The following is a 17089-nucleotide window of genomic DNA, read 5'->3' as shown; positions in this document are numbered from 1 at the left end:
AGTATAAAGATTATACGATAAAAAAAGCAAGGAAAATTTCAGTAAAAAAATTTGTAAGTTTTGTTGTTATTCCAATAAATAAAAGAAAATTATTCTGAACAATAATTATCAAAAAAATGAAAACTGTAATCCTTTTTTTGAGTTTTGATAATTTTTTACATTGTTTGAAATAATTATGAAAAATTAATTGAAAATTTTTGAAATTCTTTAGATTTGTATATAAAACAAGTCATAAAGCGGAAGAATCTTCAATGAAGGGTGAAAAGAGAGATATTGATTTATGGAGTCAAATAAAAAAAGGAGATGTTCACGCTTATCATGAATTATATGATCGGTATATAAATGTGCTTTTTACGTTTGGAATGCAGTACACTAATGACGAAACTTTAGTGCAGGATGCCATACATGATATTTTTGTAGACCTTCACCGTTACCGCAATACAATTGCCTCAGATGTTGTTGTAAAATCCTATCTTTTCACATCACTTCGAAATGATATTTTTAAGAAATTAAAATCGCAGACCAAAATCGTACACCTCGATATTGTTTCTGAAGGTTCTTATAAAACCGATTCTGCCGAAGATGAACTTATCTTTAGTGAAACTACTTTAAATAAAAATGCCAGTTTAGCTCTGGCTTTATCTTCCCTTACCCCAAAACAGCGTAATGCACTTCATCTTCGTTTTAGCGAAGACCTCTCTTATGAGGAAATTTCTTCTACTTTAGAAATTAGCTTAGAATCATGCAGAACATTGATTTATAGGTCTTTAAAGGAATTACGAGCTAAGCTTTAAAAAAACTTTAAAAAAACATTATTTTTTTTGTCTATGTTTTTGCCTTTTAGTTCTTATAGGAATATAGAGATTCTAAAAGAAAAATATTTTGTACCCAAATTTCAAAATTTTACCAGAGAAAAATAAAATTGATCTAAAAGCAAGAATTGCCGAAAGTATTGCATTAGAGAAACAACGTGCCAGAAGAAAAAGGCTTCGCACAATTTCTTGGAGTGCTGCTGCTGTACTTTGCTTAGGATTAGGAATTACCATTGTATTAAAACAGGAACAAAAAGAAATAAGCCCAATTGAACAGTTTGCCAACAACAATAAAACAAGCGGTTCTTCTTTTGAAAAAAGCAATCAGGTGCAGCTGGTTTTATCAGATAAAGAAGCTGTTAATGTAAGCGACAGCACAACAATAGCTTATGATGCCTCAGGAAATAAAATCAGCGTTAACAACAAACAGATTAAACAGAAAAATTCTCTTGAACCGCAATACAATACCGTTTTAGTACCGTATGGAAAAAGAGCACAGCTAAGCCTTGCCGACGGAACTCAGGTTTGGCTCAATTCAGGATCAAAACTAATTTATCCTACCACTTTTGACGGCTCATCAAGAGAAGTGTTTTTAGAAGGAGAAGGAATTTTTGATGTAGCACATAATGCTTCAAAACCTTTTTATGTAAAAGCAGCGAATAATTACAGCGTGCGTGTATTAGGAACCTTGTTTAATGTAAGCTGTTATGCAAAAGATGCTAAAGTTTCGACAGCACTTTTAAGAGGAAAAGTACAGGTTTCTTATGCTAAAAAAGGTCTTTTTAGTTCAGATACGCTTCAGACAATTTTAAAACCTGGAACAATTGCTTCTTTAGATAAAAAACGAGAAACAATTAAAACCACTGCACAAAATGTCGAGCCTTTGTTTTCATGGAGAAAAGGATATTACGAATTCTCTCAGGAAAAACTTCCGCTGGTTTTAGACAAATTAACGCGCTATTATAATGTTGATTTTGTAATGAACAAAAAAGTAAGTTCCGGCGAAACATATTCAGGAGCTTTTAAACTTAACGATGATTTAGATAAAGTGGTAAAAACATTAGAAGCCACTACAGGATTCGAATTCGTTTACGATGCCGAAACAAGAAAAATAACTATTAACTAAGTATGAATGACTAAAAATTAAGAATGCCTATGATATAAAACAAATTTGAAAATAAAGTAATCTAACCAGACCAAAAAAAAACCAAAAGATGCGGGAACATCTCTTGGCTTATGTGAAATTTTAATTGCGTCTGCAATTATTGAAATAACTAAAACAAAATTATGAATAAAAATCATGATATAGGCCTGCTATTGCCTAAAAAAATCATCAACCTTACTTTTATTTTATTTATGAGAGTATTCATTTTAGTTCTGTATTTAGGATTAACCAGTATCTACGCTAATAGTGCCAAAGCACAAAATGAAATCTCAGTAAAGGTTCAGGGAGCTTCTTTGCAAACCCTTTTTACAACCATTCAGCAGAAAAGCGATTACGTGTTTTTTTATAACGACGATCTATTGTCTTCTGCAAAAAAAGTAAGTTTAAACCAATACGCCACCGTTACGGAAATTTTAGATACAGCTTTGTCAAACACAGGATTAACCTATACTATTATTGACAAACAAATTGTAATTAAAAAAAGTAAAAAAATACAGCCCGTTCAACAGCAGGAATATGATATTACCGGTACTGTAACCGATAAAAGCGGAAATCCTTTAATTGGCGTTAACGTAATTCTCGTTAGTAATAAAAGCAATTGGGACATAACACGCGAAAAAGGTGAATTTAGAATAAGAGCCGCAGCTTCAGATTCATTACGTTTTGATTATTTAGGATATAAATCAAAAACGGTAGGGATTAATAACAAAAGAGTAATCAACGTTATCCTGACACCAGATGTTATGGAACTTACAGGTGTGGCAGTAGTAGCTTCAAACGGATATACTGATATTCCAAAAGAAAGAGTAACCGGAGCTTTTGAAGTTATTGGAGCCAAAGAACTGGCCGAAGTTCCAACAGTTGACATTCAGTCAAGACTTGAAGGAAAAATGGCAGGTGTAAATGTAGATCCAAGAACAGGTTCAATCACTATTAGAGGAACAAACAGCTATAGCGGAGTAGGATCGCCTCTTGTAGTTATTGATGGTTTTCCGCAGCCTATAAATGATTTTTACTTTAGTAAAAGAGGCGTTTCGGGTTCTTCTATTTTAAGTTATCTTAATCCGGATGATATAGAAAGTATTACTGTTTTAAAAGATGCCGCTGCAAGTTCGATCTGGGGTTCACGCGCCGCTAACGGAGTAATTGTAGTAACTACTAAAAAAGGCAAAAAAGCAGAACCAACAATCAGTTTTACCACCACGACTACAATTGGTGAAAAAATAGATTTAGGAAAACTGCGCGTAATGAATACAGCTCAATATGTTGATTACGAAAAAGATTTAGTTGCAGGCGGATTTGTTTCAGACGATATCAGCAACTGGCAGGCTAAAAATCCTAGTGCTGCTCAGGAAATCATGTTCAGACAAAAAAGAGGCGAAATTTCACTTACCGAAAGAGATCAGTTATTAAACCAATTATCTCAAAATGACAATCTGGGGCAAATCAATAAATATTTGTTAAGAAATTCAATTACAACACAATACGATTTATCGGTAAGCGGCGGAAACGAGAAAAGCACTTATTATTTGTCTTTAGGCTATAATAAAGATCAGGCAGCAATGAGAGGAAACGAATCTCAGTCTTATAATATTACCCTTAATAACTCTTTTCAGCTAAAAAGCTTTTTAAAATTAAACACAGGATTTAATTACGTTTCTACAAACTATCAGGTTAATAATACTGCAAACGAAGCATTATCAAATGTATCCAGTTTTGCACTTCGTCCGTATGATATGATTGCAGACGAAAACGGAAATGGTCTTGATCGTTATATTATTTTCAGACCAGAAGTCGCAAAAGGATTTGAAGCAAAAGGATATCTGCCTTGGTCTTACAATTATTTAGATGAATTAAACTACTCTAATGTAGTAACAAAAGGCGCCAACATTCGATTAAATGCCAGTTTAACCGCAACTGTTACCAACTGGTTAAATTTTGAAGCATCTGGAATGTATACTTCAATTGCAAACAAAATCAAATCGTTAAGTGAACTCGACAGTTATTTTGCAAGAAACATGATTAACGAAGCCACATCTGTAAATACAGCAGGAAAATTAGTGTACGGTATTCCGGTGGGTTCGTATTTATACAATACCACATCAGGAAATGATTCGCAAAGCATGCGTATTCAGATGAATATCAATAAAAATTTCAATGACAATAACAGCCTGCACTTTTTAGCCGGTTCAGAAATTAGAGAAGAACGCAGAGAAGGTTCAAGCCAGAGATTTTACGGATACAATCTGGATACTAATTCTGGCCAGTCAGTAAACCCAACCGTTTATTATACTACAATTTATGGATGGCAGAATATCATTGGAACTTCAGATAACAGCATCAGCAAATACAGAGACCGTTATTTATCATATTACGGACTAGGTTCTTATGATTTTAAAAACAGATACCATTTATCTTCAAGTATTCGTTTTGACGATTATAACTTATTAGGAGCTTCAAGAAAAAACAGAGCGCTTCCATTATGGTCTGTTGGTACAAAATGGGATGTTAATAAAGAATTTTTCCTTAGAAATGTAACTTGGCTAAACGACTTAGCATTCAGAATTACTTACGGAAAAGCAGGAAGTGCACCGGGAGGCGGTTTCGGCAGCCAGAGTGCTGTTATTGGCGTAGGTTCAGTAGATTTCAATACCCAATTGCCAACAGCTTATATATCGGTTCCCGAAAATCCTGAGATCAAATGGGAAACAACATCAACCTTAAACTTTGGTTTAGATTATGCTGTTTTTAATAATCGCTTACGCGGAGGTGCCGATTTGTACTATAAAAAATCAAAAGATATTTTAACCAATCTGCCTTTTAACCCAACAACAGGCTGGGGCTATTTAAACTATAATACCGGAACACTTGAAGGACATGGAGTAGATTTAAATATTGCCGGAACTATTATAAATGCCGCTTTTAAATGGAACAGCAGTTTTAATATTTCATACAATACAAATGAAGTTACAGATTCTCGTTTTACAGCCACAACTACAAATCAATACTTATCTGGTGTAACTACATTAGGTAAACCTATTGGATATCTGTATGCTTATAATTGGGCAGGATTAGATGCAAATGGTCAGTCTACGGTTTATAAAAAAGACGGTACAGTTGTCAATGCAAATCAGGGAATTTCAACAATTGATAAAGATGATTTAAAATACATGGGAACTACGTTTGCTCCATATTTTGGAGGTTTTATGAACGACTTCTCATATAAAAATTTCAGACTTGGAGTACAGATTACCTATTATGCAGGTCACGTATTTAGAAACACAGTATTACAGAATTATCCTTCTTATACAGGAGTACAATATGGTGCTGTTGCCAAAGACGAACTTATTGCAGACCGATGGAGACACGCCGGAGACGAAGCAACTACAAATGTTCCTGGTTTAGCTAACATTAGTTATAATAGTTTGAATCGTTATCAAAATGCAGACATCAACGTACTGCCGGCAGATAACGTAAGATTACAGCAGGTTTCATTAAGCTATAATGTGCCAAGCCAATGGTTAGAAAAAACTTTTATAAAGTCATTGAGTTTCAATTTGGCAGCGAGAAATTTAGGATTATTGTGGGTTAAGAATGATTTAGGCATCGATCCGCAGTACTTATCAAATAATAACTATAATACATTGCCGCCGCAGCGTAATTATACTTTACAGTTTAATTGTAGTTTTTAATTTTAAAAAACAGATTTTATGAAATTTCTAAAATTCACACTATATATTTTCCTGCCGGTACTTTTATTAAACTCTTGTAGAGATTATGTTGAAGTAGAACCAGTGGGAAACAACAGAATCTTAAAATATACTTCTGATTACAGAGGTTTGGCAAACAATTATAACGATATGACTTCCTCAGGAGGAATTTATCTTCTTTCTAATGCAGACGCCGAATTTCCAACCACATACCAAAACGGTGTTTCCACAATCTGGGGTAATAGTTATACATGGCAGGATAGAATATACGATCCTTCACAAGGCGATGCAGACTGGATTGGTTTATACAAAGCAGTATATTACAGCAACGTAATTCTTAACGGAGTTATGGGAAGCGAGAAAGGAACAGATGCAGAAAAAAAAGAAATTTATGCCGAAGCCTTTGTACACAGAGCTTTTGCTTATCTGCAATTGGTAAATACTTACGGTCCGCAGTTTGATCCGGCTTCTGCCAATTCAGAAAAAGCAGTTCCGTTATTATTAAAACCAGAATTGTTTTCTTCTCTGGAAAGAAGCACAGTAGGACAGGTATACGACCAGATTATTTCTGATTTAAAAGATGCATTGGCAAATGATATTCAGGATTCACCACAGTTTAATGTACTGCCTTCAAAAAGAGCTGTTTATGCGCTGTTAGCAAGAACCTATTTATATATGGGATCATATCAGTTAAGTTTAGACAATGCAGAAAAAGCCCTTGCAATGCAAAACGGTTTAATTGATTTAAACAGTTTAGCAACAGGATTCAGCTATCCGGTTTTAATTCAAAATCCCGAAGTTATATTTTCAAAAACATTACTAAACGGTTATGTTGGCATTCCTTTGTCAAACGATTTATTAAACAGTTTCGAAACCAATGATCTGCGTTACAACTTTTACACAATGGCCGGAACAAATTTTTTTCCAACGTATACCGGGAGGGGTTTTGGAATACCAAGATACAGCCAGACAACGGGAATTAACGTTGGAGTATCAGTTCCTGAAATGTATTTAATTGCTGCCGAATGTTATGCCAGATTAGGACAAACGCAAAAAGCAATAGACAATCTAAATATCGTAAGAGCCAAAAGATATAAATCAGGCCAGACATATCAGGTTTCGGCTTCAATAAGCAAAGAAGCATTAGATTTAGTTTTGGTTGAAAGACAAAAAGAATTCATAGGAAAAGGATTCCGCTGGTTCGATCAAAAAAGATTAAATCTTGATCCTGCTTACCAAAAAACATATACCAGAGTTTTTAAAGGACAAACCTATACACTGGCACCAAACAGCGCTGGATATGTATTCCCAATCAATCAAAATTATATCGATTTAAACCCTGAATTAGGGAAATAAAAAACACAGCAATGCTAAAAAAAATAATAAATATCAAGTTACTGGTATTGGTTTTTTGTGCCTTTACCTTACAAGTTACAAGTCAGGAAACAAAGCTGAGATTAACCGGAATGGCAGATGTGCCCATTCCGGGTGCAGTTTTAAAGATGACCTATGATGCTAAAGGCGGACCGCTGGAAAACATTAAAGATATCAATGGTTATGCCTACGTTTTTAATGATTACCGATGGGAAATTGAAGACCTGAAAATGAAGAAAAACGGCGCTGTTTGGAATGTCGAATTTACGGTTCCAAAAAACTGTGCTTTCATGGCTTTCAAATTTTATGGCAATACCGATAATGGTCTGGTAACTGATACCGGACAAGACACCGGATATCTTTTAGTAGCCTTTAAAGAACCAAAAGTAAAAATGCCTGGTGCAGATTTAGCCTGGGCAACTTTTAGAAACAAAGATTTCAACGGTCAGTTTGGCGGTTATTTCAAAGAGTTCACTATCAATGGAGATGCTACAGAATATTGGTTAAAGAAAGAAGTAGCCGATAATGGAAACAGATTTCCTGAATTTTTTGATACCTATTTTAAAGTTTTGAAAGTACAAAAGCCTGAAAAATTTCAGGAATTAGGAAGCCGTTTTCTGGGAGATTTCACCAAAAATATGAAAGGAATGCCAGAAGAAGTATATCTGAAAGTGCATAACATTTACGCTTATGAATTAAAAGATAAAGCAAAAGCTGATTCTATAGAAAACGTAATTGTAAAACAATTTCCAAAAGGTGCTTTTTTAAGATTCAAAGCCTATCAAAAAATTATGCCTATTGCAGATGCTGCCGAGAGAAACAAAGTGATCACTCAGTTTTTAGCTGATTTTCCATACACAACAGATGTACCGGATTCGCAAAAATATTTCTATGACAACATCGTAAAAATGCAGTTTGGATATTACTTTGAAAATAAAGATTATAAAAGCGTTTTAGCCTTAATTCCAACCATGAATTTTGCTAATTTAAATGATGCTTACCATCAAAATATTTCAAAAGCATTATATCTAAAAGTAGTAGATCCTGCAGTTATCGAAACAATGGCAGTGCCGATGATTAAGCTGATGCAGGAAAAAGTAAACGATATGTCATACATGCAGGGCATTTACTGGTCACCAAATCAGGCTACAGAAAATGCAAAAACACAATTGAATAATGAATTGGTGATTCAGATTCGTATGTACGATATGTTGAAAAAATACAAAGAAGTTTTAGAAACTTTTGAATTACTGCCATTTCAAAAACGTTACGAAAAAGCCAGCATAAACGACATTCATGTTAGAGCTTTAGAGGCTTTAAACAAACCAATAACCGAAGTGCTGAAAAATGCTGCAAAAGCCAATACTTTATCAGAAGGATTAACAGCAAAACTAAAAGAAGCCTTTATAAAAGAAGGAAAAAAAGAAGCTGATTTTCCGGCTTATTTAGAGCAGTTGAAAAAAGAAAACAATTCTGAAGAAAAAATCACTTTAATGAATCCGGTTCCGGCTCCGGCAATCAAAGTTCAGAGCGCAGACGGAAAAACAAAAGAGTTAGTGTTAAACAGCGGCAAAATCATTGTAATCGATTTTTGGGCAACCTGGTGCGGACCTTGTAAAAAAGCATTTCCGGCTATGCAGCAATTGGTCAACAATTTTAAAGAAGACAAACAAGTTGAGATTTATTTCATAAGCACTCAGGAAACAAAAGAAGGCTATAAAAAAGAAGCTGCGGCTTATTTAAAAGAAAAAGGTCTAAAGCTTGACACTTATTTTGATTTAGTAAAAAAAGGCGGCGGCACAAACAATGCTTCATTTTCAAACTATGCGGCAATTTTTAAATCAAGCGGCATTCCTCGAAAAGTAGTAATCAAGAATGGCCAGATTCGTTTTACATCAGAAGGATATTCAGGTAATCCAGGACAGCTTGTAGACGAACTTACAAACGTTATTAATGCTTTAAAAAACGAATAGTTTTTTGAAAATCAGAAATATATGAAAAAAGTATTTTTACTGTGTACACTCGCTTTGAGTGTACATAGTTTATCGGCACAGAAAAAAGCGGTTGACGAATCGGCTTACCAAACATGGAAAAGAATCAACAGTAAATCATTGTCATATAATGGTAAATGGTTGTCGTACAGCACCGTATTTCAGGATGAAGAAAAAGAAAATCAAAAACAGATTATCATTCAGGAAGCTCCAAAAGGCAAACGTTTGGTTTTAAATAATACCAGCGATTTAAAGTTTATTGGAAAAAAAGACTGGATTCAGTACAGCGTAAACGACAGCACTGTTTTGCAAAATCTAAAAACAGGTGTAAAAAAACTCTGGAAAAGCAAACATTATACAAATGCTCTAGAAGGAACAGATTTTCTTTATTATACACGACCAGAATCTGCAAAAGGAGAATTTTTCCTGCAGCGTTTGGTTTGTTACAATTTAGAAAGCAATGACAGTGTGTTTGTAAGCAACATAAAATCGTCACGTTTTTTAAAGAACAAATCCATTGTATATGTGCAGATTGAAAAAGACAAAGTATTTTTAAAACAAGGAATTCCGGGAGGAAAACAGCAGACAATTTACACCACAAAAGCTTCAGATTTTGGCGATTTTCAGTTAAACAACAAAGAAGACGGCGGTACTTTTACACTTAAAACCAACAACAATGCTGATTTTAATATGGTGTATTATTTCAATTTAAAGACCAATTCAGTAACACCATTGTTCAATTATGATGATATAGTTTTAAACGATCCGTTATATTCAATCTCAAAAACGGCGTATAGTTTAAACGAAAATGGCAATTACATTCAATTGCAGCTTTTCTCTAACAAGCGTCCTGAAAACAATCAAATGCCGAAATCAAATGCCGAAATCTGGAAAACGGCACAAGGCGCTATGGAACGCAGGCAAGAAATGCTTCGCAATTCAAAAACGCAGCCAAGCGAACAAAAATACATTTACGATATTAAAAACAAAAAAGTCATTAAACTGGCTGCAACAGGAGAATTTGATCAGGTAATTATACCGGAATCAGGTAATTTTAAAGGCGTTTTTGCAATCGATAAAAAACCATACGCAGTAGAAGTTGACTGGACATTTAACGAGCGCAGCGATATTTACTGGATCGATGTTGCAACAGGAAAATCTACAAAAATACTAACAGGCGTTTTTGGCGGCATAAGCTTGAATCCTCAGGGAACTTTTGCGGTTATGTATGATGAAAAGCAAAAAGTGTGGACTGTTTTTGACAGCTCTTCAATGCAGTTTAAGAACATAAGCGCACAAATTCCTTTTCCGGTTTCAGATGATAATGTCGATATGAAATCAGCCAATACCGCTTACGGAATTGCCGGATGGTTAAACAACGGAAACACAGTCGTAATTTACGATGAATTTGATATGTGGGCAATTGATCTTTTAAATCAAAAAGCACCGTACACTTTGACAAAAGAATACGGAAGAAAAAACAAAATTGCACTTCGTTACGGCGAAGAAGGTTTTATAGGCGATTTTGAAAACAGAAAAACCGTAACTCTGGTTGGATTTGACACCCAGCATAAATCTAAAGGAATTTACAAACTCGCAGGAAATACAATAACCAAAGTATTTGCAAATCCGGATTACAATGTTAGAATCGAAGCCGTTTCAGCAGATGATTCGAGTGTTTTGTTTTCTAAAGAAAGTTATACCATTTTCCCTGATTTATGGTGGGGAACTGCTGCTTTTGGTTCACAGCAAAAAATTACAGACATCAATCCGCAGCAAAAAGAATATGCGTGGGGAACTTCAAAATTAGTGACCTGGAAAAGTTTCAGCGGCAAAGAAAATCAAGGAAACCTTTATCTGCCGGATAATTACGACAGCAAAAAAACATATCCTGTCATTGTTCATTTTTACGAAAAACATACTGCCGAATTAAACCAGTATCAGATGCCGGAATTAAGCAGCTCAAATATTAATATTCCTTTATTTGTAAGCCAGGGATATATTGTTTTTCAGCCAGATGTACATTACACATACGGAGATGTTGGAAACAGCGTTTATAATGATGTGGTAAGCGGTGTAGAATATTTAATATCAAAAGGCATTACAGAAAAAGGAAAAATTGGAATTCAGGGGCATAGTTTTGGCGGTTACGAAACGTCATTTTTAACAACCAAAACAGACATTTTCAGCTGTGCAATTGTAGGTTCGGGAGTCAGTAATTTTACGGCAAACTATCCCGTAATGCGATCAAACGGTATATCGACTATGTTTAAATACGAAGCCGATCAATACCGTATGGGAAGTTCTTTATATGATAATTTAGACGGTTATATCAAAAACTCGCCAATTTTTTCAGCTAAAAATATCAAAACGCCAATTCTTATTTTTCATAATGACAATGATCGTGCAGTGCCGTATCAGGAAGGACAGTCTTTATTTTTTGCACTTCGCCGTTTAGGAAAACAAGGATGGCTTGTGAATTATAAAAAAGAAGGTCATAGTCTCGATGGTGCCGAAAACAAAAAAGACTGGACAATCAAAATGCAGCAGTATTTTGATTATTATTTAAAAGGTGCAGCGCGCCCAGACTGGATGTAATATAAGCCGATACATTTATACAACCCGAAGACTGTTATTTGAAGGTTTCTTAGGAAGCCTTCAAACTAACAGCAGGAATTACTTATAGTAATTTCAAAAAACAATTCAGAAAAAATCAATCAAAAAAGAACATTAAATATCAAATAAATGAAAGCAAAGATATTTTTAGCGCACTTTTTAATACTGGGTTTATCTCAGGTTTCAGCGCAGTTTAAAACTACAATTCCGCTGCGGAAAGATGTAGTGCACGGAACTTTAAACAACGGAATGCAGTATTTTATTCTGCATAATGAATGGCCGAAAGAAAGAGCCGACTTTTATTTTGTGCAGAATGTAGGTGCTATTTTAGAAGATGACAATCAAAACGGACTGGCGCATTTTCTGGAACACATGGCCTTTAACGGAACAGAACATTTTAAGGGAAAAGGAATCATTAATATGCTGGCAAAACACGGTGTTACTTTCGGACGTGATATTAATGCCTATACAGCACACGACGAAACGGTTTACAACATTAGCAATGTGCCGGTTAAAAATCCTGTTTTATTAGATTCTTGTTTGTATGTTTTACACGACTGGTCAGGATTTTTGTCTTTAAAAGATGCTGAAATTGATGCCGAAAGAGGCGTAATTCACGAAGAATGGCGTACCAGAAGAAACGCTGATCTGCGAATAGGATCGCAGCTGGAACCTGTTTTATACAACGGTTCAAAATATGGAAAAAGAGACGTTTTAGGCGATATGGATCTTATTGATCATTTCAAATACAAACAACTTAGGGATTATTATAAAAAATGGTATCTGCCAAATCATCAGGCGGTAGTAATTGTGGGCGATATCGATCCTGCAAAAATAGAACAGCAGGTTAAAAAAATAATGGGATCAATTCCAATGCCTTCAAATCCGGCAGAACGTACTTATGAATCAATTCCGGATAATGATAAACTGCTGTACAAACTGGCAGTTGACAAAGAAGCACAGAAAACCTCCATTACATTTAATTTCAAAAAGAACAAACCGCTTGTTCAGGATTTTACAGAATTTGGAAACAGCATTGCAGAACAATTAGCGCTGCAAATGATGAACAATCGTTTTAGAGAATATATTGTAAACAATGAAACCGCTTTATTATCAGCAGGTGTAAGCCATTCGAGTTTAACACGTTTATCTTCATTATTTACCTTAACCGTAAATCCTAAAAACGGCAGATTGTTAGAAGCCTTTCAACAAGCTTATACCGAATATGAAAGAGCAATTCAAAATGGTTTTACAAAAGAAGAACTCGATCGTGTAAAAGAAAATATGCGTACTGGTTATCAAAATCAGTTAAAAAACAAAGATAAAATCAGTAATGAAAGCTGGGCTTCGCAATTGCAGAATTACTTTTTAGAAGCCTCTCCTGTAATGAGTCTGGAAGAAGAAGTTGAATTTGTAAAATCGACTTTGGATAAATTGGATATTAATGAGGTTAATAAACTCTTCCGTGCGCTCCCAACAGAGAAAAATCAGATTTTAACTGTTTCTGGTCCGGAAAAAGAAAACGTGACTTATCCAGCTGAAACTGATTATAAAACTGCAATTAAAAAAATAAAAGAACAAAAATTAGAACCTTACACCGAAACAATTGCAAACACAGACTTAGTAACTGATAAGCTGACTGCAAAACCAGTTTCTAAGAAATTTGAAATTAAAGGAATTGCAGCAGCAAAAGGATATGTTTTAGCAAACGGAGCAAAAGTCATTATTTACCCAACAACTTTAGCTCAGGATCAAATTTTGTTTTCAGCTTTTAGTCCCGGCGGGGTTTCTGTACTTCCTGAAAAAGATTTGGCATCTTCGCAGATTGCTACAGTTTTAGCCAAAAATTCAGGATTGGGAGATTTTAAAGTAACCGATCTTCAAAAACAGCTTTCAGGAAAAACCGTAAAAGTAAGCCCGTTTATTGGCGAACATTACGAAGGTTTCAGCGGAAGTTCAGTAAAAAAAGATCTGGAAACGCTTTTAGAACTCACTTATTTATACTTTAAAAATCCAAGATTTGAAACTCAGGCATACAAACGTATTATTGATTATTACAACAATGCACTGGAAAATGTAAACGAAAACAACAGTAAAATATTTGGCGATACAATTGCTTTATTAGATACCAATCATAATAAAAGAACTTTTTTGTTAAGCAAAGAAAACCTGAATCAGCTAAAGTTTGATGATGCTTCGAGAATCTATAAAGAGCGCATTTCTAATGCTTCAGATTTTACGTTTGTTTTTGTTGGAAACATTGCCGAAAACGATCTTGAAACCATTAATAAATATTTAGGGAATATTTCAGGAAATCAAACTCAGGAAAAATTTACCGATCATAAAATAGGAATGGCAAAAGGATCTGCCAAAGAAAAACTGGTAAGAGAAATGAGTGTTCCTAAAACCAGTATTTATGTACATATTGAAAACAGAAGCGTCATTTTTTCTGAAAAAAACCAAATTATGGCGTATATGCTTTCGCAGTTGTTAGACAAACGTTATTTAGATAAAATCAGAGAAGATGAGGGCGGAAGTTACGGTGTACAAACAGAAAGCGCATTGTCTAAAAATCCATCTCCGGTTTTTTCTCTACGTGTGAGTTTTGACTGCAATCCGGAAAAAGATGCTAAACTGCTTCAAATTGTGTATGATGAATTAGATACCATCGTAAAAAGTGATGTTTCACAAAAAGATTTATCAGATATAAAGGAAGATTTAATAAAAAGCAATCAGCAGAATATCAAAGCAAATTCATACTGGATGAACATTATTGTCGATCAGTTAAAAACAGGAGACAAGTTTGTAAGCAGTGCCGAATATGAAAAACTAATTAAAAGCATTTCTGTAAAAGACATTAAAAAATATGCAGGCGAAGTATTGACAAAAGCAGATAAAGTAGAAGTTGTAATGCAGCCTAAAACAAACGAAAGTACTTTAAAATAGACTTTCATTATTCTAAGAACGGCAATTCTTTACTTTAATTTTAATAGTCTCTGGAAAGAAAAAAACTTATGTTTCTTTTAAATTTGAATTAGTTATAAAATTTGTAGACTAGAAAGAGCTGTTTTGCCGGACAGCTCTTTTATTTTTTTAATAAGCCCAATTAATATATAACGGTTTATTCATCCACTGAAATTTTACAATTGAAAACGCAAAAGGAGATCTGTTGAGCAAAATATCATAAGCTCTTTTTTCTACTCTAAGTTCCCATTTGTCTTCCAGTTCGCTGAGAATTCCGTCGCGAATAAACCAATTTCCTCGAAAACCATCTACAGAACAGTCTCCTATTTCAGGCCAATGACTGATTACTGCTTGTAACATGCCTTGAATTAAGTTTCTTTCCTGATTTGTAATTTCAATTTCATCAGCAACCTTATCAGTTACAGAAAGACCGCATAAAATTTTATTCAGCGGTAAATACACTTCATCAGTGTTAGGCAGTCCGGTAACAACATACTGCAGATATTTTACAGCCTTTTTTTGATTTTCTAAACTAGTGAATTTGTTATTGACTGTAAGTTCAAGTCTTTCAAAAAGCATTGGAATGTAATTATTTATAATTACTACTCCAGCATTCCGTACAGCAATATCATTTTTAGTTGGAGTCTTCATCTTTAAAACTTCCATTCGGGGGTATTTTTTGGTTAGTTAACAGCGATATAAAATTATAAATCTTTTCGTAATAAAGCACAAGTATTTATACCTAAAAATGAAAAACACTTAGAATTAATTAATAATGTGAGTAAAAAACAAAAAACACTTGAAGATTTAATAATTCTGAATGCTAAAACAAGCAGGAAATTTGTACTTTAGTAAAACACTTGCATTTAGTTAACGCTGTAAGTTGTTTTTTTAATATAAAAATTGATATAAATGCCTTGGAATCCAGAAATATACAATACATTTAAAGACATTCGTTATAAACCATTTTATGATTTGGCTGATTTGATAAAGCCAGTCAAAAATAAGAAAGCCATTGATTTAGGATGCGGTACAGGCGAACAAACCGCTATTTTAGCAGATAAATTTAAAGAAGTCCATTTTCTTGGTGTTGATTCTTCGGCAGAAATGCTCGAAAAATCAAAAGCATTAGAAACAGAAAACCTGCATTTTCGCAGAGCATCAACCGAAGAAATGATTGAAAATGCCGAAAAATGGGATTTAATTTTTAGCAATGCCGCTTTGCAATGGTCGAATAATCATGAAATTTTGTTTCCTAAATTGATACACCTTCTTAATTCAAAAGGGCAGTTTGCAGTTCAAATGCCGATGCAACCAGAAAATAAACTCAACAAAATTTTAATCGAATTGGTTAACGAAGAACCTTTTAAAACGTATCTAAAAGGCTTTAAAAGAGATTCACCCGTTTTGAGTATTGATGAATATGCGCAGATACTATTTGACAGCGGACTCGAAGATATTCAAATCATGCAGAAAGTGTATCCCATAATTGCAAACGATCACGATACGTTGTATAATTTCATTTCAGGTTCAGCTTTAATTCCATACATGGAAAAACTTGAAGGCGGACAGAAAGAACTTTTTATAAAAACATACAAAGAAAGAATAGCAGAAAGTTTTCCTAAACTTCCGGCAATTTATTCTTTTAAAAGACTTTTGCTTTACGGAACAAAAGCATAAATACTTATTTTCTAAACACATTACAATATGAAAGCATTAGTAATTGGGGCGACAGGCTCAACAGGAAAGTTTTTAACAGAAGAGCTTCTTAATGATAACGATTATACTTCGGTTGTAACTTTTGTTAGAAAACCTTCCGGGAAAACGCATCTTAAATTAACAGAACATATTGTCGATTTTGAAAACGTTGGGCATCTTAAAAATTTAATTACAGGCGATGTTTTGTTTTCCTGCCTCGGAACGACTTTAAAAGATGCGGGCTCAAAAGAAAAACAATGGAAAATAGATTTTGATATTCCCGCTGCATTTGCTGCAGAAGCACAAAAAAATCAGGTAAAATCGCTTGTTTTGGTTTCTTCTTATGGTGCATCGGCTCAAAGCAGTGTTTTTTATTCTAAGATGAAAGGAAAACTCGAAGATTATATTGCTGCTCTTAATTTTGAGCAGTACATTATTTTTAGACCTGGACCATTAGTACGACAAGATTCTGATCGATTGGGCGAAAAAATAACCGTAAAAGTTATAGGAATACTCAACAAAATTGGACTTTTTAAAAAATTCAAGCCGCTTGAAACTTCACTTCTGGCCAAAAAATTAGTGAAAGCTCCAAAAATACTTTCCTCTGGAACTACGATAGTTGAGCTCAATAAAATTTTTGAATTTTAAAATTTGGTCTTCAATACAAAAAAAAATGACCGAAATTGAACTTGCTTTTTTTAATAATTGGAAATGTTTTTTTATAAATTTGTTTCAAAGAGAAGTAAAAAAACAGTTTAA

The 17089-nt window shown here is 34.1% G+C and carries 10 protein-coding genes; 9 read left to right on the top strand and 1 reads right to left on the bottom strand.

The genetic code is table 11. The features are described 5' to 3' along the window. The first annotated feature begins 251 nt into the window (after positions 1-251). The 7 genes from FJOH_RS20425 (at position 252) to FJOH_RS20395 (ending at position 14614) form a co-directional block, all read left to right on the top strand. On the top strand, positions 252-794 hold the full coding sequence (locus FJOH_RS20425) for an RNA polymerase sigma factor (protein WP_012025923.1): 543 nt from the start codon (positions 252-254) through the stop codon (positions 792-794). Between the two features lie 88 nt (positions 795-882). Continuing rightward, positions 883-1938, top strand: coding sequence for a FecR family protein (locus tag FJOH_RS20420; protein WP_012025922.1), 1056 nt, complete (start codon positions 883-885; stop codon positions 1936-1938). Between the two features lie 161 nt (positions 1939-2099). Continuing rightward, positions 2100-5669: a SusC/RagA family TonB-linked outer membrane protein gene (locus tag FJOH_RS20415; RefSeq protein WP_012025921.1), complete on the top strand. Its 3570-nt coding sequence runs from the start codon at positions 2100-2102 to the stop codon at positions 5667-5669. A gap of 18 nt (positions 5670-5687) precedes the next feature. Then, positions 5688-7043, top strand: coding sequence for a RagB/SusD family nutrient uptake outer membrane protein (locus FJOH_RS20410; protein ID WP_012025920.1), 1356 nt, complete (start codon positions 5688-5690; stop codon positions 7041-7043). 11 nt (positions 7044-7054) lie between these two features. Beyond that, entirely contained in the window at positions 7055-9034 is a 1980-nt protein-coding gene (locus FJOH_RS26350; RefSeq protein ID WP_012025919.1) for a TlpA family protein disulfide reductase, read from the top strand. A gap of 21 nt (positions 9035-9055) precedes the next feature. After that, complete coding sequence (locus FJOH_RS20400; RefSeq protein WP_012025918.1) at positions 9056-11650, top strand: alpha/beta hydrolase family protein; 2595 nt, start codon at positions 9056-9058, stop codon at positions 11648-11650. Between the two features lie 147 nt (positions 11651-11797). Continuing rightward, entirely contained in the window at positions 11798-14614 is a 2817-nt protein-coding gene (locus FJOH_RS20395) for a M16 family metallopeptidase (RefSeq protein WP_012025917.1), read from the top strand. Positions 14615-14761: 147 nt separating this feature from the next. Here FJOH_RS20395 and FJOH_RS20390 read toward each other — a convergent pair whose 3' ends face one another. Further along, entirely contained in the window at positions 14762-15298 is a 537-nt protein-coding gene (locus FJOH_RS20390) for a contractile injection system tape measure protein (protein WP_012025916.1), read from the bottom strand. A 246-nt stretch (positions 15299-15544) separates the two neighbouring features. On the opposite strand from FJOH_RS20390, the gene FJOH_RS20385 reads away from it, so the two are divergent. Next, positions 15545-16312, top strand: a complete 768-nt coding sequence (locus FJOH_RS20385) for a methyltransferase domain-containing protein (RefSeq protein ID WP_012025915.1) — start codon at positions 15545-15547, stop codon at positions 16310-16312. Between the two features lie 27 nt (positions 16313-16339). Beyond that, the gene (locus FJOH_RS20380) at positions 16340-16978 is read left to right on the top strand and encodes an NAD(P)H-binding protein (protein ID WP_012025914.1); all 639 of its coding nucleotides are present in this window, start codon (positions 16340-16342) and stop codon (positions 16976-16978) included. The last annotated feature ends 111 nt before the right edge of the window (positions 16979-17089 follow it).

The sequence above is a fragment of the Flavobacterium johnsoniae UW101 genome (assembly GCF_000016645.1).
Taxonomy (GTDB): domain Bacteria; phylum Bacteroidota; class Bacteroidia; order Flavobacteriales; family Flavobacteriaceae; genus Flavobacterium; species Flavobacterium johnsoniae.
This window is presented reverse-complemented; position numbering and strand designations above follow the sequence as displayed.

Coding starts and splice junctions, on each gene's coding strand:
- FJOH_RS20410 (WP_012025920.1), top strand. CDS start 5,688: ATGAAATTTCTAAAATTCACACTATATATTTTCCTGCCGGTACTTTTA.
- FJOH_RS20400 (WP_012025918.1), top strand. CDS start 9,056: ATGAAAAAAGTATTTTTACTGTGTACACTCGCTTTGAGTGTACATAGT.
- FJOH_RS20380 (WP_012025914.1), top strand. CDS start 16,340: ATGAAAGCATTAGTAATTGGGGCGACAGGCTCAACAGGAAAGTTTTTA.
- FJOH_RS20425 (WP_012025923.1), top strand. CDS start 252: ATGAAGGGTGAAAAGAGAGATATTGATTTATGGAGTCAAATAAAAAAA.
- FJOH_RS20415 (WP_012025921.1), top strand. CDS start 2,100: ATGAATAAAAATCATGATATAGGCCTGCTATTGCCTAAAAAAATCATC.
- FJOH_RS20385 (WP_012025915.1), top strand. CDS start 15,545: ATGCCTTGGAATCCAGAAATATACAATACATTTAAAGACATTCGTTAT.
- FJOH_RS26350 (WP_012025919.1), top strand. CDS start 7,055: ATGCTAAAAAAAATAATAAATATCAAGTTACTGGTATTGGTTTTTTGT.
- FJOH_RS20390 (WP_012025916.1), bottom strand. CDS start 15,298: ATGGAAGTTTTAAAGATGAAGACTCCAACTAAAAATGATATTGCTGTA.
- FJOH_RS20395 (WP_012025917.1), top strand. CDS start 11,798: ATGAAAGCAAAGATATTTTTAGCGCACTTTTTAATACTGGGTTTATCT.